The 20,357-nt window shown below is 66.8% G+C and carries 13 protein-coding genes and 5 pseudogenes; 6 read left to right on the forward strand and 12 right to left on the reverse strand.

What is annotated here, in order from left to right:
• Positions 1–562: 562 nt before the first annotated feature.
• Both AB0E78_RS41080 and AB0E78_RS41085 read right to left on the reverse strand, forming a co-directional pair.
• The gene (locus AB0E78_RS41080; protein ID WP_361844585.1) at positions 563–817 is read right to left on the reverse strand and encodes a hypothetical protein; all 255 of its coding nucleotides are present in this window, start codon (positions 815–817) and stop codon (positions 563–565) included.
• 233 nt (positions 818–1,050) lie between these two features.
• A complete protein-coding gene (locus AB0E78_RS41085) occupies positions 1,051–2,283 on the reverse strand; it encodes an FAD-dependent monooxygenase (RefSeq protein WP_361844588.1) in 1,233 nt (410 codons plus the stop codon).
• A gap of 126 nt (positions 2,284–2,409) precedes the next feature.
• Here AB0E78_RS41085 and AB0E78_RS41090 point away from each other — a divergent pair, with 126 nt between their 5' ends.
• Positions 2,410–2,991, forward strand: coding sequence for a TetR-like C-terminal domain-containing protein (locus AB0E78_RS41090; protein WP_361844591.1), 582 nt, complete (start codon positions 2,410–2,412; stop codon positions 2,989–2,991).
• A gap of 182 nt (positions 2,992–3,173) precedes the next feature.
• Here AB0E78_RS41090 and AB0E78_RS41095 read toward each other — a convergent pair.
• Positions 3,174–4,491: pseudogene (locus AB0E78_RS41095) on the reverse strand (IS630 family transposase).
• Positions 4,492–4,874: 383 nt separating this feature from the next.
• Here AB0E78_RS41095 and AB0E78_RS41100 point away from each other — a divergent pair.
• From AB0E78_RS41100 to AB0E78_RS41115, 4 genes and pseudogenes are all read left to right on the forward strand, one after another.
• Positions 4,875–5,164 (forward strand): annotated as a pseudogene (locus AB0E78_RS41100) (transposase); the annotation flags it as partial.
• Positions 5,165–5,440: 276 nt separating this feature from the next.
• Complete coding sequence (locus tag AB0E78_RS41105; RefSeq protein WP_361844594.1) at positions 5,441–5,827, forward strand: hypothetical protein; 387 nt, start codon at positions 5,441–5,443, stop codon at positions 5,825–5,827.
• Between the two features lie 85 nt (positions 5,828–5,912).
• A pseudogene (locus tag AB0E78_RS41110) lies at positions 5,913–6,549 on the forward strand (transposase family protein); the annotation flags it as partial.
• 1,072 nt (positions 6,550–7,621) lie between these two features.
• Positions 7,622–8,095: a lamin tail domain-containing protein gene (locus AB0E78_RS41115; RefSeq protein ID WP_361844597.1), complete on the forward strand. Its 474-nt coding sequence runs from the start codon at positions 7,622–7,624 to the stop codon at positions 8,093–8,095.
• 449 nt (positions 8,096–8,544) lie between these two features.
• Here AB0E78_RS41115 and AB0E78_RS41120 read toward each other — a convergent pair whose 3' ends face one another.
• From AB0E78_RS41120 to AB0E78_RS41155, 8 genes and pseudogenes are all read right to left on the reverse strand, one after another.
• Positions 8,545–8,904 carry a transposase gene (locus AB0E78_RS41120; RefSeq protein WP_361844620.1) on the reverse strand — a complete coding sequence of 120 codons (360 nt, stop codon included), beginning with the start codon at positions 8,902–8,904 and terminating at the stop codon, positions 8,545–8,547.
• Positions 8,877–9,743 (reverse strand): annotated as a pseudogene (locus AB0E78_RS41125) (IS1182 family transposase); the annotation flags it as partial. The pseudogene AB0E78_RS41125 and the gene AB0E78_RS41120, both read right to left, overlap by 28 nt.
• 369 nt (positions 9,744–10,112) lie before the next feature.
• Positions 10,113–10,634, reverse strand: coding sequence for a GNAT family N-acetyltransferase (locus AB0E78_RS41130; RefSeq protein ID WP_361844600.1), 522 nt, complete (start codon positions 10,632–10,634; stop codon positions 10,113–10,115).
• 149 nt (positions 10,635–10,783) lie between these two features.
• Positions 10,784–10,978: a hypothetical protein gene (locus AB0E78_RS41135; RefSeq protein WP_361844602.1), complete on the reverse strand. Its 195-nt coding sequence runs from the start codon at positions 10,976–10,978 to the stop codon at positions 10,784–10,786.
• Positions 10,979–11,512: 534 nt separating this feature from the next.
• A complete protein-coding gene (locus AB0E78_RS41140) occupies positions 11,513–15,121 on the reverse strand; it encodes an NB-ARC domain-containing protein (protein ID WP_361844605.1) in 3,609 nt (1,202 codons plus the stop codon).
• Between the two features lie 63 nt (positions 15,122–15,184).
• Positions 15,185–16,102 carry an IS256 family transposase gene (locus AB0E78_RS41145; protein ID WP_361844608.1) on the reverse strand — a complete coding sequence of 306 codons (918 nt, stop codon included), beginning with the start codon at positions 16,100–16,102 and terminating at the stop codon, positions 15,185–15,187.
• Between the two features lie 217 nt (positions 16,103–16,319).
• A complete protein-coding gene (locus AB0E78_RS41150; protein ID WP_361844610.1) occupies positions 16,320–17,819 on the reverse strand; it encodes a SulP family inorganic anion transporter in 1,500 nt (499 codons plus the stop codon).
• Positions 17,816–18,406, reverse strand: coding sequence for a carbonic anhydrase (locus AB0E78_RS41155; protein ID WP_361844612.1), 591 nt, complete (start codon positions 18,404–18,406; stop codon positions 17,816–17,818). The genes AB0E78_RS41150 and AB0E78_RS41155 overlap by 4 nt, the downstream gene beginning before the upstream one ends.
• Before the next feature lie 304 nt (positions 18,407–18,710).
• On the opposite strand from AB0E78_RS41155, the gene AB0E78_RS41160 reads away from it, so the two are divergent.
• The gene (locus AB0E78_RS41160) at positions 18,711–19,283 is read left to right on the forward strand and encodes a relaxase domain-containing protein (protein WP_361844615.1); all 573 of its coding nucleotides are present in this window, start codon (positions 18,711–18,713) and stop codon (positions 19,281–19,283) included.
• 246 nt (positions 19,284–19,529) lie between these two features.
• On the opposite strand, the pseudogene AB0E78_RS41165 reads toward AB0E78_RS41160, so the two are convergent.
• Positions 19,530–20,280, reverse strand: a pseudogene (locus tag AB0E78_RS41165) (IS5 family transposase).
• Positions 20,281–20,357: the final 77 nt, after the last annotated feature.

A 20,357-nucleotide genomic window follows, 5' to 3' on the forward strand; every position in this document is an offset into this window, starting at 1 on the left:
TCAAACTGCGGTCGCGGAGGAGGGAAGCCAGGGAAGCGAGGGCGTCCACGGTCAGCTCAGTACCTCATTCGGCCTGAGTGCCTGTTGTCGTTCCGAACTTGACCGCTGAGTTTCTGCTGGTGGGAGTGGCTTTCCGCCGGGTCATGAAGACATGCCTCGTCCGTGGTTCTTCTCGTTCGGGGGTGGCCGGTGGTGTCGGTGCTGGGTTTGTTGGAGGCCAAGGAAGCGTCAGCGCGGGAACGGGCCGAACGCCTGCGCTCCCAGCTGAGGGATGCCGAGTTGGAGGTGGAACGGCTGGTGTGTGCGTGGGAGATGGTGAGCCAGGTGCTGTCCCGGCCGGAGGGCCAGGGATCGCAGGATGCAGTGACCGGCCCGGATGCGTGGGACGGAGCTCAGCGCCAGCCCCGACCCGTTGGCCAAGACAGGTCATCTGCCCGTCGCAAGACAGCGCCGCGACCCGGTCCCGGGCCGCGGCGTTCAAGCACACCTCACCGTCGCCCTGTAGAGCTCCCACTACGTCCTGCTGGCCAGCCACTTCTCTAACCGTCGATAGCAGACTCGACTACACCTCGTTGAAGCCACGTGATGCGTCGTAGATGTCGAGTTCGATGAAGACCACGTAGAAGCTCGTTACGACGTACTGGACCATTACGTGGTCCTCCCATACCGAGCGGGTCACGGTGTCGGTCGTGTAGGTGAGGTGACTGTCGGCGCCCTCTGGCTCAGCGGCGATCCTGGCGACCAGACGCAGGAACGTTTCCCGATCGTCGGCCGGCATGTAGTCACGAAACCGCACAACCTGCTCGGTGAACTGCACACGTCTCTTCATCGAGGCAGGACTCTATGGGAACGGCGAAGGCCCTTGCCGGGAATTTCGGCCGGGCCTGCTCGCCTGCAGATAGCTCAGGCGGCCGCTTTCTCCGGGATGCCGGAGACGAGGCCAGCCAATCTCCAGGATGGTCAGCAGCCGGCAGTAGCCGCATGTGTACGTGATGCTGTCGTGTGCGAGCTCCAACTGAGCACGTCTGTCTGTACTTCGTCGAGCACCGGTCAGAGGGCCGGGCTCGTGCGGGGCTCTCCCTTGGGTGCGCTGGGGCGGCCGTGCTCGGAGTCGGCGAAGGCCCTGCGGACCAGTGGCCGCGCGGCCTTCGACTGCAGGGCCCGCATCGCCAGCGCGTTGACCCGGATTCCCAGCGCGGACTTGGGCGCCATGGACGCGATACGGCCGGGCGGGAGTTGCTGCGCAGATGCGGTTCTGGGCCGCATGGCCTGCTCGAAGGAGGCCAGCGCGGCGGGCGTTTGCGAGGTGTCGCCCGGCGCGCCCGCGGCGCGCAGCGCGGCCGCCAACTCGGCGGCACCGCGCAGGGCGAGGGCGGTGCCGAGGCCGCTGAGCGGGCTCGCACACCAGGCGCTGTCGCCGAGCAGGACGATCCGGCCGGTGCTCCAGCACGGCACGTGCACCTGGTCGAAGGTATCCAGAGCGAAGTCGTCGGCCTGTCGAGCCGCGGCCAGGAACTCGGCGGTGCGCCAGCCGACACCCGCGAACGTCCGCTCCAGCAGGGCGAACTGGGCCTCGCGCTCGTGCCGCGAGGGCAGCGTGTCGGCAGCGAAGCTCAGGCCCACCTCCTGCTGCCCGGGGTGGCCGGGGCGAGCCTCGACGCCGCGGCGGCCCGGTGCGTTGTGGATCAGGAACCAGCCATCGAGAGACGGCGTCCCGGGCCGCTCGGTGAGGGTAAACCAGGCGTGGGCCAGGCCCAGCGGCTTGCGATAGTTCTCCTCCGGCCCAAACCGCAGCGCACGAACCTTTGAGTGCGCGCCATCGGCGCCGACCACCAGGTCGAACGTCTCCTGCGCGCCGTTGCTGAAGCGGGCGCGCACTCCTGCCTGTGTGTCCTTGAGCGCCTGCACGGTCTCGCCGAACCGGTGCGTGACGCCCGGCCCGGTCGCCTCGTGAATGATCCGGGCGAGGTCCGTGCGCAGCAACTCCTCGCGGGACACATAACCGCGCCCGTCGAACGCCTCCACCGGCATCTCGGCCAGACGCCGCTCCCGCGCGTCGATCCAGGCTGCGCCGCGCTGTTCGACCAGGCAGTCCAGTGCCTGCTGGAGCAGTCCGGCGCGCTCAAGGACCTCCCTGCTGTCGCCGCGTAGGTCGACGGTCTGGCCGCCGGTGCGCAGGGCCGGCGCGATCTCCGCGACGGTGACCCTCCAGCCGTCCCTTTCCATGAGCAGCGCGAGTGTGTCCCCCGCGATTCCAGCGCCGACGACGAGTACGTGAGCCACGACATCCTCCGGTTCCGCTTCTGCTTCGATCGCAGAGGTATCCCAGCACCCCTCATGCGAATGTTTCGCATTTAGAGTAGGCGCCTCGATCGCGCTAATACAAGAGTTTCGCGTTAGAGTGAAGCGGTGACGCAAGCATCAGGGACAGCCCGCCCCGGCGGCCGTACCGCCCGCACGGGTGAGGCCGTGCGGGCGGCCACCCGCGAACTGCTGGCCCAATCGGCCGACGGCAGCGTCGACATCGCGGAGGTGTCGGCCCGCTCGGGCGTCCACCTCGCCACCATTTACCGCCGCTGGCGCAGCGCCGACGGTCTGATCATCGACGCCGTGGTGGACGAGCTGGGCAGCAGGTCGCCGCTGCCCGCCACCGGCGACCTGCGGGCCGATCTGCACGCATGGATCACCAACCTGCTCAGCGACCTGACCAAGCCCAGCCATCTGGCCTTCTTCCGGGCCCTGCTCCGGGCCGGCGATCAGGGGCAGGACACGCGAAGCTTCGCCGAGCCGCGTATCCAGCAGATCCAGGCCACCCTGGACGCCGCCGGTGCTACCGTGCTGACCTGGATGGACATCTTCGAACTGGTGCTGGCGCCGGCCTATGTGCGTGCGCTGCTGACCCTGCCTATGGACCCGGAGACCGAGGCCATACGACTGGTCGACAACGTGCTGGCGATCAGGGCGGCGCGCGAGCGCGAAGCGCTGGAGTGAGCGTGCGGGCGCCCCCGCGAGTCGCTCATGGGTTATCGGCACGCGTAGTTGCGCTCCCCGTCCGGCACCTTGATCGAACTGCATCCGTCGAATGCCACCGTGCCCCACTGCCGGTAGCGAGCCCTGGGTGTACGAGGCTGCCGTTCCCAGCCGTGCACTTGGCAGATGCCGGCACGGCCTAACTACTGTCCTGTGCCGGAGATCCGTCGACAGAAGCGGGCGAGGGAGTCGAGGGTTTCTTCGGTTGTCTTGGTCCAGATGAAGGGCTTGGGGTCTTGGTTCCAGTCCTTGGCCCAGGCCCGGATGTCGGCCTCCAGGGCCTGGATGTTCTTGTGTGCACCGCGGCGGATCATCTGGTGGGCGAGGTAGCCGAACCACCGCTCGACCTGGTTGATCCAGGAGGAGCCCGTCGGCGTGAAGTGCAGCTCGAACCGCGGGTGTTTGGCCAGCCAGGCCTTGATCGCGGGGGTTTTGTGGGTGCCGTAGTTGTCCACGATCAGATGCACCTGCAGGTGGGCGGGCACCTCCTTGTCGATCCGGATCAAAAACTTCTTGAACTCCACGGCCCGGTGCCGACGGTGCAGAGCACTGATCACCTCGCCGGAGGCGACATCGAAAGCGGCGAATAACGTGGTCAGCCCGTTGCGCACGTAGTCATGGGTGCGCCGCTCGGGCATGCCCGGCATCAGCGGCAGCACCGGCTGGGATCGGTCCAGCGCCTGGATCTGGGACTTCTCGTCCACGCACAGGACCACCGCTTTCTCGGGCGGGTGGTGGTACAGGCCGACGACGTCGACGACCTTGGCGACGAACTGCGGGTCGGTGGAGAGCTTGAACGTGTCCTGCAGGTGTGGTTTGAGGTCGAACCGCTTCCAGATCCGCCCGATCGTCGACTTCGACAGGCCCGAGTGCTTGGCCATCGAGGCCCGGGACCAGTGGGTATCCCTGTCCGGAGTGGACTCCAGCGTCGCCACGATGACGTCCTCGACCTGGTCCAGCAGGATCGACGGCGGCCGGCCCACCCGCGGTTCATCCGCCAGACCCTCCAGCCGGCGGGCCACGAACCTGGAGCGCCAGCAGTTCACCGACCGCTGACTGAGACCGAGTTCGGCTGCCACCTGCTTATTCGTCCCGCCCTCCGCGCACGCCAGCACGATCTTCGCGCGCAGCGCGAGGTACTGGGCTGTCCTGGCGCGCCGCGCCCAGCGCGTTAGCTGGCCGCGCTCATCCTCGGTGAGGAACAGGTCCGCCCGGCCGCGGCCCGGCCGCCAGCGCCTCCATCCGCCGCTCGGCGAACCGCGTCCGCCACTTGCGTGCCGTATCCGCCGTCACCCCGAGCTTCGCCGCCACCCGCACAGTCGGCAGTCCCTCGGCACAGGCCAGGACGATCCGCGCCCGCTCAGCCAGCCGAGCACCCGCCGCCCCGCCGGCCCAGACGGTCAACTCCGCGAACTCCTCAGCGGACAACACGACTTCAACAGCACGAGGTCCCGGCGACATTAAAACACCCTAGCCACTTACGTCCCAGATTTCTGACGCATCACACTAGCGTGGTCAGTCCACTTTCCAACGTGACCGCGCAGCGACCTACCATCACTGGGCGAAGCGGCTCTTGACCGCGATCGTCAGACGCTGGCCGGATCTGCGTTGTCGCCGATGCAGGCAGGTGGCGAGCCGTCTCGAAGGGGTTCTTCGGGTCGATCGATCACGACTTGGACGCGGTCCCGGTGTACGTGGACGGTGCCGGAGCCGCCCTTGTCCCAGGCGCCTTGCTCCCAGTGGGATCGAGGGGAGCGGCGTTGGAAGTGGATGCTGCCGCTTAGAGGTTCAAACAAAAGGGGTTGATCATGTGACTGTTGGCGTGTTGGGTCGTTGGTCTGGTTGTGGCGAAACGTCAGTCGCGGCCGTGGATCGTGTCGGATGAACTGTGGTCGCTCATCGAGCCGTTGCTGCCTGAACCGGGCCCAAGCTGGCGGAGGGCAGACCCAGGGTGCCGGACCGGCAGGCACTGTGCGGGATCCTGTTCGTGCTGCACACCGGCATCCAATGGGAGTACCTGCCCCAGGAGTTGGGCTTCGGCTCGGGAATGACCTGCTGGCGGCGCCTAGCCGCCTGGAATGATGCCGGCGTCTGGGATCAACTCCACGTCGTCCTGCTGGAGAAGCTGCGCTCGAAGAACAGTGCAGCATTTGCATGGGCCAGGCGGCACGCGGGTGCTGCCTGGGTAGCAGGCCGGTTCCGGCGCGTGCAGCAAGGTCAGCTTGGTGCCGACAGCCGACCCTGCTGCTTTCCGTTGTCGTGACAGTATATCCCGCCGGTCCAGCCGAAGTTGGCCTGAACGGCGCTTCTGGGCCTGCTTCACCGGGCCGGACACTGACTCGGCAGTTCCGGTCGGGTACTGGGGGAGGAAATGATGTCTGTGATGAGGAAATCGAGCACGATCTGTGGCTTGGGTGCGGCCGCAGCCCTGGCGATGGGAATGCTGACGGCGGGACCGGCCTCAGCAGATGTCCGCGCGGCCGCTTGGCCCAACGACACGTACTACGTATGTGCCGACTACTGCGACGGCGCTACTCAGGGTGGGGTCGTCTGGGGCAACCGGACCTCGAAGCTTCAAGGTTGGGTGGAGGCATACAGCGGCACCGCAACCGTGTATTTTGACGCCTTCGCCGGTTCCACCAAGGTCGACAGCGATTCCAGGACCTCCAGCGGCCCTGTGGTCCCCTACAACTTCTACATCGGCGACCCCGATCGACCCGGCGGCGTCGACCGGATCAGGGTCCAGGTGTGCGCGCCTCGCGGCTGCGGCGAGCAGTTCAACCTGATCAGGGACTGACGCAGCTTCCGTAGCCGTATGGGCAGCCACACAAATCCGCTGGAATTCCTGCGACAGCCTTCGTAGCACTGATCACCACGCGCTGGTTCCGCTGGCAGAACGAGTGCTGCTGGTCGCGGTGTCCTACCGGACGAATCTGACCATGCGGCAGTTGGGCCCCTGTTCGCAGTGTCTCGTCCGCTGTGGGCCGGGTCATTCAGCATCTTGGACCGCTGCTGGCGCTCGAGCCTGTGGGACGTCCGGATGATGCCGCGGACGGGTTGTGGATCGTGGAGGAGGGCACCTTGGTTCAAGTCCGCGACCGGCACGTCGGTTCCTCCAGCCGCAACTACCGCTTCTCCGTGAACGTGCAGGTCATCGTGGACGCCGACACTCGTCTCGTGATCGCAGCGGCCCGGCCGGTGCCGGGCACCACCGCGGATGGACACGCCTAGCGGGCTTCCGGGCTGGCCGAGCACTGTCAGGACGTGAGGGTCCTGGGCGATGGCGCCTACCTCAACTGCGGGATGGTGGCGCCACACCGAAAACGCCCCCGCCGGCCCTTGTTGGCAGGCGAGGAAGCGGACAACGCCTCCCATCGCAAGGTGCGGGCCTGGGTGGAGCATGTGATCGGCCGCATGAAGAACTACAAGATCCTCCGCGACTGCCGACAGCACGGCGACGGCCTCCATCACGCCATCCAAGCCGTTGCTCACATGCACAACCTCGCGCTCGCATCATGACCAGAAGGCTGCGATTACACACCCTGGCCTGCTCAAATACAGCCTGGTGCAACACCCTTTAGTCGGAGGTTGCCTTTTCTGGTTGGGCGGTGGGGCAGATTACTCCGCCGCCCACCACGCTCTTGCCCCGTACTGGACCCGCAGTACGCGGAAAGCTGCTGATTGCGCGCACATGGATTAATTCGGGAGGAATGTGTGGAGTCCATCATCGCAAAGGGAGGAAACGGGCAGAGCTGGCCGGTTGCGGCTCAAGTGGGCGTTGTGGCCGTGGTGGTCATCGTGGCCATTTTAGTGGTCATGGTCTTGGTAAGGAGAAATAGGAGGTAGTACTCGCTTTGAAGAAGGCAGAACCAGGAACATGACGTCAGCCGGGCGATCTGCCGCGACCGTGCCGGCGCTCGCGCTTCGGCCGCCTCCGCCGCAGCTCCCGACGCGGTCCGCATCGCAAATCGGCGGCATGTCCGAAAGGGCCGGGCGCGGCCCCTCTGTAGGGATGGCCCCCATCAGTACCGAGCTGCGGGTTCACAACCGGGGCGTGATGCTACCGGCGCTAGCGGTCGCCATGGCGCGCATCAGCGACGACCGCTCAAAGCGAGTTTCGTTCGACCGGCACTTCGACCTGCAAGCTCAGGTCAGGGTTAGCCGCGTCGGCAGTGGCCTGTCTGGCCGCGCTGCTCCGCAGACGGCACAGCGGGCCCTCCTGTGCGAAGCGGGCCTACCTGTGCGAAGAAAGGTGCAGAACGGTTGTTACCAAAGCCTGTGAGCCGTTCGGGTGGTGCGTCGGGTAGCGCCACCGGCCGTGCACCCGGCGCTCACAAGCGCTTGCCGGTGATCATTCAAAGGGTGGTTGTAGCATTCAGCGGATGTCAGGGACACGCCCGTAATGGGTGTATGGGTCATACAAGCGAGGGATACGGAAATGTCCGCGATTGGTAACTGGTCGCGGTAGGGCTGCTGCAGGCATCACTGAAGCTTCACAGTTTGGTTCCTCGGCCCACACCGGGCCGGGAACACCGCGCACTCGCCAACTGGTATCGGCTGGCGAGGCACCGCTCTTGAGGGGACATCACTCATGTCTGCTTCTTCGACCGCCCGCCGTATCGCCGCCATTTCCCTGGCCGCCGGCGCTGCCGTCTCCGCTGTCGCCCTGCCGGCCACCGCCGCCGATCGGGACCACCACCGACACCCGCGCGTAGAGATCAGCGCAGTGCAGGCCGACAGCCCCGGACGCGACAACCACACCAACCGGTCGCTGAACGCCGAATGGGTCGAGATCACCAACAACACCCGCCACGCGGTCAATCTGCGCGGCTGGACGCTGCGCGACAACGACGGCGACCGCTACCGCTTCCGCGACGTACTCCTGGCAGGCCGGTCCACGGTGCGGGTACACACCGGTGCCGGCCGCGACACCCGCGCTCACATCTACCAGGACCGACGCGACTACATGTGGGACAACCACTCCGACAAGGCCACCCTGCGCAACGAGCACCACCGCACCGTAGACACCGAGTCCTGGGGCCGCGGCGGACACCACCACCACTAACCACTCCCCGGGTGAGCCGGCCACCCACCCATGTAAGGGCCGGTTCACCCGGGAAGACAGAGCGAACATGCGCCGGGCAGCTCAGCTGCCCGGCGCTCGCCACTGCTCACGCGCGGCGCGGCGGCGGCCGGTGGCGCGGGGGACCGGGGCTTGCTTTCGACCCACGAGCCGCAATTCGTTGGTTACCCCCTGCGGGCGAGGCGGCTGGATGCCCGGCGGCCTTTCCGGTGGCGTCCCGGCGCATGCCGTCATGCCTAGGTCCGCCATGCGGGGCACGAAGGCGACATCGAGTTCGTCGACCGGGTGGATCAGCCCTCGCGTGCAGGTCTTCGCCAGCCACACCGTGCAGTCGCCGAGGCAGGCGGGATTGACGCCGAGCTCACTCTTGGGAAGAAACCCGTTGAACGGCGCCGCGATCTGGTGGTGGTTCCAGTAGGGGGTGTGTCAACTTAACGGCTGATCTTGGTTGTTGAGTTATCGCTGGTCGGTGGGAGTGAGGGGGTTTCCTCAGTCGGTGACAGGCCGCTGAGGCGTTCGATGTTCACGGCGATGGCCGTGAGTACATGTTGCAGATGGGTTTTCGACTGTCCTCGGTAGCGGCAGTGGCGCATGCCGTGTCCGTGGGCGAACTCGTTGATGGTGCCCTCGAGTCCGGAGCGGACCGCGTAGCGGGTCTTCCAGTCGGGGGTCTGCTGCTCGGCGCGGACGCGGAGTTGCAGGTCGCGGAGTTCTCGTGGGGGGAAAGCCCAAGGGTCCGGGCGCTGTCGGCGGTGGTGGTGCAGCGGGTGCGGACCGGGCAGGGGCGGCACTGGCTCTTGGTGAACCGGGCCACGATCAGCGGGGCGGCGGTGGGTGAGGACGCCGGGTAGGGGCCGTGCCAGCCCTGGCTGATCTGGCCCTGGGGGCAGGTGACCTGTCGGCAGTCGAAGTCGATGTGGAAGTCGTCCCGGTCGAAGCCCTCGTTCTTGCGGTGCTGGCGGGTGGGGTTGCCCGGCAGTGGGCCGCTGACGGTGATCTGGTGTTCGCGCTGGGCTCGTTCCAGGTGGACCAGGCAGGTGCAGCCGCCGTCGACCAGGTGCTCGGCGGGCAGCAATCCCGACGCGCCAGTGGGGTGTGGATGCCGGGCAGGGCCTGGCTGTCGTTGGTGGCTGCCGAGGTGGTGGCCACGTCCGTGATCACGTTGACGCTGCCGGAGGCGCACGTCTGGGTGACATGCGCGGCGAACCCCTTCCAGCTGATGATGTGCCCGTGGCCAACGTTGCGCGCCGTGATGTCGTAGGGGGACGATCGCCGAGGAGGAGGGCGCCAGCCAGCCGTCGTGGGCGGTCCGCCAGCGCAGGCGGCCTACCGCGTCACGGGAGTAGTTCTGCACGAGGATCTGCCGGTGCGCCTCGGCCTGCGGGCCGGGCCGGTAGCCGGATCCGTGCTGGTGGAGGCGCTGCAGCAGCCGACAGGTATCGTCGCCGGCGGCCAGGATCGTGGTCTTGGGCCGGGTGGGGTTCTTGCCCAGGCGGACCGGACGGCCGTAGCGGCGCCTCCGCTCCTCGTCGACCAGGCCGACCAGCAGGTGCCCGGCCGTGCGGGCGACTTCTTCCAGCGCGACACGGACCGCCTCGGTGACCAGTTCCAGCCGGGTCAGGTCGCGCACCGCGGCCAGGACGTGGGTGGAGTCGGTGCGCTGGGTGGAGCGCTCGCGTACGAGTCCGGCCTGGCAGCACGCAGACGGTGGCCAACTGGGCGGGCGACAGACCGGGACGGCCGTCGCGCGGGTACCAGCCGGCAAAGTCCTCGTCGTGCCACAGCCCGTCCAACCGGTCCCGCACCCATATCGCCGTCGTACCGACCGGGTTGCTCGCCCGCGCGATCTGCGCGGTCAGCGAGGGGACTTGCTCACTGGAACGGGAACGGAAGGACAACGCACACCCCAACAGCTGCATCGGTCTGCGAAACAGCCCCGAGCATGCCCGTTAATCATGCCGCCGCACCCGGAAACACCAAGACCCCCGACAGAGTCAAGTTAGGAGCTTGTGTTCAGGTAGATCCAAGTGTCCTCGGGCAGGGTCGCGGGGGCTGGTGGAGGAACTGGGCGGGTTTCCTCGTGCCAGGCGGAGCCCACGGCTGCCGTGGCGACTTGACGCCAGAAGCGAGCGGCGCCCGCGTTGGCTTCTTGGAAAGCGATTGCCCACGCGCCGGGGCGGGAGCGCAGCAGCTGCAGAGCAGCCTGTTGACCTACGCCTCGCCTGCGCAGGGCCCGTACGACGAAGAACGCGGAGATCGAGGTCCCGCCCTTGGGCATCGGACGGGTCAGGATGAAACCGCCCGGCGCCGCACCGTACTGGATGAGCAGGGCCTCTCGCCCGGGCTCGTCGAAGAACAGCGGCAGGGTGCTGAATCCGAACGTTCCATTGGCCGCGGGAAGATGGCCGAGGAACTCGGACATGTCGTGACGGTACAACTGAGCGAACTGCTCAACGACGGGCCGCAACTCGGCGGTCGCGGGGCGAAGGGTGAGCGGCGCGGAGTCCGTGATCGAGCCCATCCGGAGATTCTCGCATGCACCCGAACAGGGGGCGCAGAGCGGGAAGTTTAGCCAAGTAACGCCAGCCGCTCGCCAACCCGGCGGGACTTTGACGACACGGCCCCCGTACGGCCGCATGAGGGCCTTGTGGACGCTGGGGCTGGGCGTGCTCAACTCGTGGGGGCGAACTCAGGGACCCAAACCACGCTGTCCTGGCCCATGACGGCATGGCCGGCGAGCTGGGCGAGGACCTGCTCCGGGGAAGGGCCGGTGCGCGCGGCGATGGCTCGCAGCCGACGGCTGTCGGCTGCGGACAGCCACACCTGCGCCTGCAATTCCTCCTTCGCCTCCTGCCGCTGTGCCAACCAGGTCGCGTGCCCGTCCAAGGCCCTTCGGCAGCGCTTCGCACGCTCGGCTGCCCAGGCTCGCCGAGCTCGCAGAGCGCTCCGAGGGAGCGGGTGGTCGGTGTGCCGCGTGAAGGCGAGGCGCGGTTGGCGCGCCCCGGCCAATGGCACCGACCTCCAGCGCTCAGATGAGTTCGTCCGCCTCATCCGGCTCGCGTCCAGCGGCGCGAGGACCGCATGGACCCGTATCCGGGAATTGTCCGTCACTGTCTGGTGGCCGCCACGCCGATGCGCCGGTCGACGCCGGGCCCGTAGATCAAGGACTACTTCAGGGGGTGCTGGAGTTGTCGACGCTCGAGTTCCGCTGGAGGGACGTCGCACAGGGCAGGCAGCATGACCAGGAGTGAGGCGGTGAAGATGTCCTGACCTGTGCTCACCGCAGGGATGGCTCCTCTGAGGCTGGCGCGGCCGTGGATGTCATGTTCCTGGGCCGTGATCATCCGTCGGCGTCACCGGGTTCGTCACCGCGCGCAAGGGGACCTCATGTTGGGCAACTCAGCTGGTGCTGACCGCTATGAACTTCCAGAGGTACGCTCCGGCCCCACCACCGCCGATGAGGCCGTAACCAGTGGCGTCCGAGACCCACGCCAGAGTTACGAGGGCTTGCTCGGTTCGCGTCATGGTGACCGGAGTGCCGTGTCGGCTCCAGATCCGCAAGGACAGGTCGTCGCTGGCCGTTGCCAGGTAGACGCCGTCGGGCGAGTACGAGACAGCGTTCACCGCGGCGGTATGGGTGGCGAGGAAGTGAAGTTGGCTGTGGGCAGTTGTCGGGTCCCATACGATCACCTGGCCATTCTCAAGACCTGCGGCGAGTTGGGCTCCGTCCGGCGAGTACGCCACCGCGCGTACATCCCGGGGATGGGCATAGCGCCCTTTGCGCTGGCCGGTGACCGGGTCTATGAAATAGACGAACGAACCGTTGGCAACAGCCAGTTCACGCCCCTCAGGGGCATACGCCAACGCGTTAGCACCCAAAACACCCGTGAGGTGGTGCATGTGCGCCCCAGAGGCCAGGTGCCAGAGTCGCAAGCCGTCGCTGGCACCTGAGGCGAGTTGAGTCCCGTCCGGCGAGTACGTCAACGCACGGATTTTGCGCTTATGCCCGGAGAGGGTGTCGGTCAGGTCTCCGCTCTGCTGGTTCCGGAGTCGGATGGCATGGTCCTCGGCACCACCGGTGGCGATGTGGGTTCCATCCGGGGACATAGCGATGGGAAACCGCCAGACGGCGCGTTCAGGAACGGCGATGGTACGCGTCCCATCGGTGCTCCCATCGGGGCCCACTTCAATGATGTATACCCTCTTGTCAGAAAAGGCGACAGCGGCCCGAGTTCCGTTCCGCACGAGGTCGAGGCTCTGCACGCCTGCATAGCGGGACTCGCTGGAGTCGGCGTGGGGATTCCAGATGCGTACCGCGTTGTCTGCTCCTGCGCTGGCGAGGCGCATTCCGTCGGGGGAATAGGCCAAGGCATGTACCCGGTCAAGGTGGCCGCGCCGTCCATGGATAGCGGCCCCCGTGGCGGTATCCCACAGTCGCACTGTCCCGTCGGCTTCGGCCGTGGCCAGTTGCGTGCCGTCCGGCGAGCACGCTGCTGTCTGTAGTCTGCCGGTGTCGAGGCTGATGGCATGCACGAGTGCACCTGTGGCCCTGTGGTGGATTTCTACGATCGGGTCGTCGAAGGCGCTGTTGCCGGCGGCGATGTAGTGCGAGCTGGAGATGGCCAGGACGCGGATTTTGAAGGCGTCTCCGCGACCTGCAGCGAGGGTCGCCGCGGTGGCCGGATCCCAGACTCGCATCGTTCCGTCGGCGGCTCCTGTGACGAGTTTCCGGCCGTCGGGTGTGTAGGCCAGTGCACGGACTCGGCTCGTGTGCCCGCCGAGTACAGCGGTGATCTTGCCGGTGACCGGGTTCCAGACCCGGACCTTTTCGTCGTGGCCGACGGTGGCAAGTTGGGTCCCGTCCGGCGCATACGCAAGGTCACGGGTCCTGCTGGTGTGGCGGCGGGGGAGGGAGCGGGTGGCGGTGCCGGCGGTCAGGTCCCAGAGCCTGACTCCGAAGGAATCTGCGGTGGCCAGCTGGGTTCCGTCGGGCGAGTAGGCCAGGACTCGGACCCGGTTGAGCCATCCGAATCTGACCTTGAGGGCGTGAGCGGTGCTGCCGGATTCAAGGTCCCAGAGTCGGATGAAACCGTCGTCGCCCGCGCTAGCGAGCCGTGTGCCATCGGGTGAAAATGCCAGGGAGTACACACAGTCGGTGTGGCCCAGAAGAGTGCGTTCCGAGGCGGGGTCAGGCAGATCGGGTAATTCGCCATCATCGATCAGGGCCGAAGCAGGGCGTTCTGCACGGCGTGCGGTGATCTCCTCCTGCCAGGCAGGGATAGGGAAAAGGCGCTCGTGAAGAATGCCGACGACAGCCTCAGAGGGATCGGTTGGCGCCAAGAGGTGCGAAATTTGGGCGATATCGCGGCCTCGCTGTATCGAGGACTCGGTGGCGACGCGGAGGCAGTCGTTCTGCGCCGCAGCAGGCCCCTGGTGCAGGAGGCGTGCTTCGACCCAGCGGATATCCCCGATGGTGGCTTCGGCTTCGGTGTTTCGCTCGGCCGACAGGAGGTGATCGATGAGGTGATCGAGCAGATAGCCGTGCTGAGCCGTCCACCACGATCTGCTGGGAGCAATTCTATCCGCGAGGAGTGGGTCTGCCGACGGCAGTTGGTCGGCCACGGCATCGACGAGCGACTCGTGCAGCTGCTTCAGGTGCGCGGGCCCCAATTCTGCCCGGAGATAGTCACGCACGACGTCGTGCAACGCCAGTGCTCCCGTATCGCCGTGAACCGGGTTCGCGAGGGACAGACTTGTGATCCTTCGCAGCAGGGCCTGCGATTCGGTGATGGTCAGTCCAGCTTGCTTCCGCCATAGCGTTTCGACCAATGCCACCGGGACGGCATCGTCGGTGGCGAAAACGCATAGTTCGGTCAGTCGTTCCGCGCCGTGTTCTGGCAACAGTCGTACGGCGGCTTCGATGGTGGCCCGAACGGCCTTGGTCCGCTGTGCCGGGTCGTCCAGATCCACAGGGCCCCACGGATCGTCGACCGCAGTCGGACCGATTTCGCTCAGTTGCTGCAATACGCGCGTCCCTGCCGCCGTGGTTGCCACAGTACGAGCCGATTCTCCACTGGTCAGACTTGCTTCGGCGAATATCACTCGGTTGATAAGACGCAGTAGCAGCGGCCAACGGCCCGTGGCCTCCAGGAGGCTCTCGACGGTCTCGTGTGGCACTGGCGCGAGATCCCTGGTCAGCACTCGGCGAGCCTCTGACGCGGACATTTCGTCGACCAAGATGCGCCTGGCGGTGCCAGGAAGTGCATCCCGCCGGCGTGTGGTGACCAGCCGGACGCAGTTTCTGCCGCCGATCAGGAACGGCCTGAGCTGCTCCGCATCCCATACGTCGTCGAGGAGGAGCAGCGTCCTCGGGCGTTTCTGCAGGAGGCGCCCCAGGTGTGCGCCAGCAAGCTCAGGGTCCTCGAACACCTCGGCATTACCTGTGATGAAGCGTGTGACCTCACTGACCTTGGCTGCGATCGCCGCGCGTCCACGAACATCCCGCCCTACGGTGACCCGGTAGATCCGGCCGCGGAATCGTCGCCGCACCTTCCGGTTGGCGCACACCAGGCCAGCAAGTGTGGTCTTGCCGAACCCGCCCGCGCCTTCAAGGGCAGTGACGGTAGGCATGGGGCCATGAAGGCGACCACATACGGCAGCGATGGCCTGCTGTGTCTGAACGCGATCAGTCACCCAGTCTGGTACGTCTGCCGGGCCGGGAGCTGGAGGGCCTTCTGCAGCAGCGGATATTCGGTTCGCGACGGCAGTCTGCAATACCGCGGCGCCGACACCCACGATGAGTAGCACAGCGACCGCGGGCCACGCGTGTTCTCGTAACAGGTCAAGGGCGCCCGGCCAACGGTCTTCTCCCGTTGCTGCGTTACTGGCCAACGCCAACAACGCAGTTGACGCAACCACCGTGACGGTGAGGGCTAGTGCCGCCCCCCGTAGCCTCACCACAACCGCACCTCCCCCACCCTGTGGTGGCAGACTACCCATCAGCGACATCCGATTCACGGCCCCGGCTGCGGGCCTGTCAATTTAACCGGTGTAACTGGGTTGTTTGGTCGGTCAGTTGTGGGCTGCCGAGAGGCGTCCATCGAAGGCGATGTCGAATGCCTGGAGGGCTCGCTTCCAACGGCTGGTCCACCGTTTGCGGCCCTTCCCTGTGGGGTCCAGGGACATCACCGCGAGGTAGATGCACTTCAGTGCGGCGGCCTCGGAGGGGAAGTGGCCGCGAGCCCGGACCGCCCGGCGGATGCGTGCGTTCACGCTCTCAATCGCGTTGGTGGTGCAGACGATCCGGCGTATCTCGGCGTCGAACTGCAAGAACGGTACGAACTCGGCCCAGGCGTTCTCCCAAAGCCGCACGATCGCAGGGTATTTGTCGCCCCAGACTTCAGTGAACTCCAGGAACCGGCTGGTGGCGGCGTCCTCGGTCGGTGCGGAGTAGACGGGCTTGAGGGCCCTGGAGATCTTGTCCCAGTCCTGTCGGGCGGCATAGCGGAACGAGGCCCGCAACAAATGCACGACGCAGGTCTGCACGACCGTCTTGGGCCAGACTTCCCCGACCGCGTCGGGAAGGCCCTTCAAGCCGTCGCAGACGAGCATCAATACGTCCTCGAGGCCGCGGTTTTTGAGTTCGGTCAGGACCCGCAGCCAGTGCTTGGCGCCCTCGCCGCCGTCGCCGGCCCAGAGGCCGAGGATGTCGCGGTGACCTTCGGCGGTGACCGCGAGGGCCATATAGATGGGGCGGTTGGCGACCTGGCCATCACGGATCTTGACGTTGATGCAGTCGATGAACATGACCGGATAGACCCGGTCGAGGGGCCGGTTCTGCCACTCTGACATGCCCTCCATCACCGCGTCAGTGATCGTGGAGATGGTGGTCTTGGAGACCTCGGCCCCATAGACCTCGGCGAGATGGGCGGAGATCTCTCCGTGGGTGAGGCCGCTCACTGCATTTTTCACACAACAGGTGATGCCCACCCGCCCGCGATCGAGTGCACCCCCAAATCAGCGACAGAGCCCACGAAGTGGACCAGATCCGAAACTCACCGCCATAGCCAGGGGGAGCGGCGACACCAGGACACTCCGCGGCGCCCGGAACCTGAGCCCCGATCGCCGACCAGCGTCCCTCTCTCGGGCCCCGCCACGTCAGACAGGGGCCCGAGAGAGGGACGCTACGCTCCCGCGAGAGGGCGCGTCAGCCGGACGTTGCCCGCTCCAACGGCAGCTCAGTGACCTTCACCGGCTCGGTCCCGGCTGCACTGTGCCGCGCCGACCAGTTCTCCAGCGCCGTCCCGCACGCGTGGTCGAGGTGGTGCAGGCCCGAGAGGTCCAGCCGGATGGGACGGTCTTGAGGCAGCGCCTCCAGGTTGTCGAGGATTTTCGGCAGCCGCAGGAAGGTCGCATTGCCCGTCAGGCACGCCTCGATGGGGCCGGCGCCCTTGTCGGTGACCTCCAGCCTGATGTGCGAGGCTTGCCAGGCGGTCTTCGCCACGGACAGCGCCAGGCCGATCAGAACACCCTCGAACATGTTCACCGCGACGATCGCCACCGCGGTGACCACCAGGATCAGCGCCTCGCCCCGGTGCGCGCGCCACAGCGTCACTGTCGAACGCAGCGGGATGAGCTTCCACCCCGCGTGGATGAGGATGCCCGCGAGGGCCGGGATCGGGATGAGCGCCAGTGCGAAGGGGAGCAACGCCGCGAACAGCAGCAGCCATACGCCATGAAGGACGCGCGAGGCCTTGGTCCGCGCGCCTGCCTGGACGTTGGCGGAGCTGCGCACGATGACCGCGGTCATCGGCAGCGCGCCGAGGAACCCGCTCATGACGTTGCCTGTGCCCTGGGCGATGAGCTCCTTGTCGTACTCGGTGCGCGGCCCGTCGTGCAGCCGGTCCACGGCCGCCGCGCTGAACAGGCTCTCGGCCGACGCGATCAGAGTGAAGGCCAGAACTGTCCCGACCACGCTCACGTCGGCGAGCCCACCGATGGCGTCGAGCCCGGGCAGTTGAATGGAGCCGGCCAGCCCTTGCACCTCGACCGTGTCGACCGGCATGGCGAATGCCAGAGACGCCAGTGTGGCCAGCGCGACCGCGGCGAGCGCCGCCGGAACGGACCGTACGGGCCGCGGCAGCCGCTTCCACACCAGCATGACGGCGATGGTGCCGGCGCCGAGAGCGAGGGATGCGAGGGCAGTAGTGCTCCCGGCGGCATCGACCAGTGCCCGGGGCAGCCCGGAGATCTTACCCAGGCCGGAGGCCGGGGCCGTCATGCCGGCCGCCGCGTACAACTGGCCCGCGATGATCACGAGTCCGATGCCGGCGAGCATGCCCTCGACGACCGAGACCGAGATGGCCCGGAACCAGCTCCCCAGTCTGAAGGCTCCCATGGCCAGTTGGAGAAGGCCGGAAGCGAGCACGATCACCCCGAGCGCGGGCAGCCCGAATTCCTGCACGGCCTCGAAGACCAGAACGGTCAGTCCGGCGGCGGGGCCCGAGACCTGGAAGCTGCTGCCGCGCATCATGCCGGTGACCACACCGCCCACGATGCCGGTGATCAGGCCCAGTTCGGCCGGCACACCGGAGGCCACGGCGACGCCCACGCACAGCGGCAGGGCGACCAGGAACACGACGAGCGAGGCGGCGAAGTCCTGCCGCAGATGAGGGAATTTCGTCCGGTGGTCCACGGTCGCGCTCACAGGGCCTGGAAGGTGTCGCCGTGCACGTCATGGGCCAGTACGGACCCCGTGTGCACTTCGTAGAACCAACCGTGCAGGCGGAGTTGGTTCTGCGCGAGGCGGCTTTCGACGTAAGGATGGGAACGAAGTCGCAACAGCTGTGTCAGCACGTGGTTCTGCACGGCCTGGGCGACGGCCGGGTCTTCCACCACCCCCTCGGGCCGGGGCGTCGCGTGCGCGAGCCAGTCGCGCACCGCGGGGACGGAGGTCAGGTCGTCACCGCGTAGCAGCGCGCCCACCGCGCCGCAGTGCGAGTGGCCGCAGACGACGATGTCCTGGACTCCGAGCACCTCCACCGCGTACTCGATGGTGGCCGCCTCGCCCGTGGGCTGCTCGGAGGCGTACGGAGGGACGATGTTGCCCGCGGTCCGCAGCTCGAAGAGCTCACCAGGACGGGCCCCGGTGATCAATGAGGGGACGACCCGAGAGTCGGAACAGGTGATGAACAGAACCTGCGGGGACTGGCCCTCGGCCAGGCGGGCAAACTCCTCGGGTCGTGCCGCGGACTGTAGGTGGAAGGACCGGGCGTGATCGATGAGGGGCTGCATATCGGAAAGTTCCTCCTGGCACGCCAATTGACGGCGCGTCGGTTGGTGCGAAGCGGTGGGCTCGACAAGATCCACAGTGGCGGAGTGATCCTGAAGACAACCTGAAGCCACCTGAACCCGCCTTCAGGTGGCCGGTGGCAGGGTGGGGTCCGACTCACCGCTCGTCGCCCCCCCAACCTTCCGCTCACACCACGGCGCCGGAATCCCGTGCCCGTCCGCGTCGCTCCAGCGGGCTCCGCGCTCCGTTGTCCTCGCCCGGCCTTCCCCGACCTCGCCGACGCCGTGGCAGAGCTGGGCAAGGACGTTGTTCTCGACGGCGACCTCGTCGTGCCGCGTGACGGGCGGCTGGACTTCACCGCCCTCCAGGACCGCGCGGCCGCCCGGCGGTCTGGTCGCCGCCCGCCTCCGCCACTACGAGGCACGCTCCGGCAGGCCCTTGCTCCATGACCACCTGCCGCTGTCCGTGAAGGGACAGCGCCTGGACGGGAAGTGGGGCTCGATCCACACCCTGGCCCTGCACGAGAACACGGTGGCCGGCTCCGCCCTCTACAACGAGCTCGTGGCTGCTGAGGTCTGCGAGGTGCTGGGATTGGCGACCGAGCCGCGCACCGTCACCCCGGGGCGCCGCCCGGTGAAGGAGATTGCCGGGGTGCCGCACGAGCTGATCCGCTGGACCGCCCGGCGCAGCGATCATATCGCCGCCTGCCTGGCCGAGTTGGAGCACGAGTACGTCACTGCCGTCGATGGCGACGTGGATGCTGACCGGCTGGGTGGACAGTGCCGACGCCGCTCAGCGGCGCTACGAAGTCCAACGGATCACGGAGGCCCTGGCACTGCTCGGGCACGATCAGTATCCGCGCACCAGAGCCCCAACTGACGTTCACAGCCGGAGTCCAACCGGCTCAACCGGAAGGGCAGCGTGAGGAGGAACCCGAAGACGCACGTACGACGCTGTCCGAGGCGGTGACGCAGACAGCGGGAGACCGGACGGGTCCACTGGACCGCGGCAAGCGCGATGGGCAGCAGACCCTGCCCACCCGTGTCAGTGTCAGCCTCATGCCAGTCCCGACAGGCGCCAATCCTTCGCAGCACCTTTCCAACTTAGAGAGCATCTGATCAGTGTTCATGCGGATGTGAGTGGGATATCTGTTTCGATTCGCCAGGTTGGTGCGGATTCTCCGGTCAGTTCGCGCGACATTTTGTTAGCCATGGCCCAGTGGATCATCGTCCGGGATCTCTGCGGGAGGGCTTCGTAGTCCCGTGCCAGGCGTCGGTGTTGCATCAGCCAGCCGAAGATCCGCTCGATCACCCACCGTTTCGGCCCAGACCTTGGACACGCTGGGATGTGCCGCGGCCAGGTCGTTGAGGAGGAGCTTGCCGCCGTTGGTGTCGTGGACGTTCGCGGCGGTGACGAGGACGGCCAGCACCAGACCGAGCGTGTCCGTGATCAGGTGCCTCTTGCAGCCTTTGATCTTCTTGCCGGTGTCGATGCCCTGGCTCGTCTCGGCGACGTTTGCCGAGGTCTTCACGCTCTGCGCGTCCACCACGGCCGCGGTCGGCTCCGCACGGCGGCCATGAAATCGGCGGGTCTTGTCGCGTAACAGGTCGTGGACCTGCTGGGTGGTGCCGTCGGCTTCCCCCTTCGCGTAGTAGTCGTAGACGGTTTTGTACGGCGGGAAGTCGTGCGGCAGGTACTCCCACGGGATGCCGGTGCGGTTGACGTAAAGGATCGCGTTCACGATCTCTCGCAGATCGTGCACCCGAGCTGCGGTTCCGGGTCCGATCCGTCTCGCCCGCCACGCGGCGAAGACCGGTCCAATCAAGGCCCAGCGGGCGTCGGACACGTCACTGCGGTAAGGACGACGAACACTCACGCCTCATCCAACGACCGCCAACAGCACCAGTCACAAAATCATCCCAGGACACCAACTACCTAGATCAGATGCTCTCT

It is taken from the genome of Streptomyces sp. NPDC032198 (genome assembly GCF_040636975.1).
In the GTDB taxonomy this organism is placed as follows: domain Bacteria; phylum Actinomycetota; class Actinomycetes; order Streptomycetales; family Streptomycetaceae; genus Streptomyces.